The following is a 1197-nucleotide window of genomic DNA, read 5'->3' on the forward strand; positions in this document are numbered from 1 at the left end:
TGGAGAAGTACCCAAGTGGCTGAAGGGGCGCCCCTGCTAAGGGTGTAGGTCGTTTACGCGGCGCGAGGGTTCAAATCCCTCCTTCTCCGCCACTTTTTTGGCCCGTTGGTCAAGCGGTTAAGACACCGCCCTTTCACGGCGGTAACACGGGTTCGAATCCCGTACGGGTCATATTTTCATAGTGAAGATTAGAATTCTTATATGGAGGATTAGCTCAGCTGGGAGAGCACCTGCCTTACAAGCAGGGGGTCGGCGGTTCGATCCCGTCATCCTCCACCATTAGTGGTCCGGTAGTTCAGTTGGTTAGAATGCCTGCCTGTCACGCAGGAGGTCGCGGGTTCGAGTCCCGTCCGGACCGCCACTTATTTCGCGGGTGTGGCGGAATTGGCAGACGCGCTAGACTTAGGATCTAGTGTCTTATGACGTGGGGGTTCGACTCCCTTCACCCGCACTTGAAAGTGAAAAGAATAATGGTGTTAATGCGGTTGTGGCGGAATGGCAGACGCGCTAGGTTGAGGGCCTAGTGGGGGTTGACCCCGTGGAGGTTCGAGTCCTCTCAACCGCACCAATTTAATAACCATTGTATATACTAAGAATTACACGTGCGCCCTTAGCTCAGCTGGATAGAGTGTTTGGCTTCGAACCAAAAGGTCGGGAGTTCGAATCTCTCAGGGCGTGCCATTTTATCGGGAAGTAGCTCAGCTTGGTAGAGCACTTGGTTTGGGACCAAGGGGTCGCAGGTTCAAATCCTGTCTTCCCGACCATGAAAAAAGGTTGCAATTATTGTTTAAATAGTGTACTATAAGATTTGTCGTCATTATTAGTTTGTTATAATTTGCGGGTGTAGTTTAGTGGTAAAACCTCAGCCTTCCAAGCTGATGTCGTGAGTTCGATTCTCATCACCCGCTCCAACAATCAAATATTGGTTAGGTGCTTTTTTTATGCCTTTTTTAGGGCCTGTAGCTCAGCTGGTTAGAGCGCACGCCTGATAAGCGTGAGGTCGGTGGTTCGAGTCCACTCAGGCCCACCAAAAAAACACTTGACTATAATTGAATGAGGATTTAAACTTAAAAAGTCGCTTTAGAGCGATATAAGGAAAAGTTCTTTGAAAACTGAACAAAAGCCAAGCGAAAAAGAGATAATTGTTGCGTAAGCAACAAGGAATCTCGTCAATGTTTTATGATTTAATTGAGCTTA

General features: G+C 48.1%; 10 tRNA genes. All 10 read left to right on the plus strand.

The features are described 5' to 3' along the window. Position 1: 1 nt before the first annotated feature. The 10 genes from JCM9152_RS20995 (at position 2) to JCM9152_RS21040 (ending at position 1030) form a co-directional block, all read left to right on the plus strand. Positions 2 to 92, plus strand: a tRNA-Ser gene (locus JCM9152_RS20995). 7 nt (positions 93 to 99) lie between these two features. Next, positions 100 to 171 (plus strand) — tRNA-Glu (locus JCM9152_RS21000). Positions 172 to 203: 32 nt separating this feature from the next. Then, a tRNA-Val gene (locus JCM9152_RS21005) sits at positions 204 to 279 on the plus strand. Positions 280 to 284: 5 nt separating this feature from the next. Continuing rightward, positions 285 to 361, plus strand: a tRNA-Asp gene (locus JCM9152_RS21010). 8 nt (positions 362 to 369) lie between these two features. Then, positions 370 to 451: transfer RNA gene (locus tag JCM9152_RS21015), tRNA-Leu, on the plus strand. A 30-nt stretch (positions 452 to 481) separates the two neighbouring features. After that, a tRNA-Leu gene (locus tag JCM9152_RS21020) sits at positions 482 to 568 on the plus strand. 36 nt (positions 569 to 604) lie between these two features. Continuing rightward, positions 605 to 681, plus strand: a tRNA-Arg gene (locus JCM9152_RS21025). A gap of 6 nt (positions 682 to 687) precedes the next feature. After that, a tRNA-Pro gene (locus tag JCM9152_RS21030) sits at positions 688 to 764 on the plus strand. 73 nt (positions 765 to 837) lie between these two features. Beyond that, positions 838 to 911 (plus strand) — tRNA-Gly (locus JCM9152_RS21035). Between the two features lie 42 nt (positions 912 to 953). After that, a tRNA-Ile gene (locus tag JCM9152_RS21040) sits at positions 954 to 1030 on the plus strand. The last annotated feature ends 167 nt before the right edge of the window (positions 1031 to 1197 follow it).

This window comes from Halalkalibacter hemicellulosilyticusJCM 9152, assembly GCF_000513115.1.
GTDB lineage: Bacteria > Bacillota > Bacilli > Bacillales > Bacillaceae_D > Halalkalibacter > Halalkalibacter hemicellulosilyticus.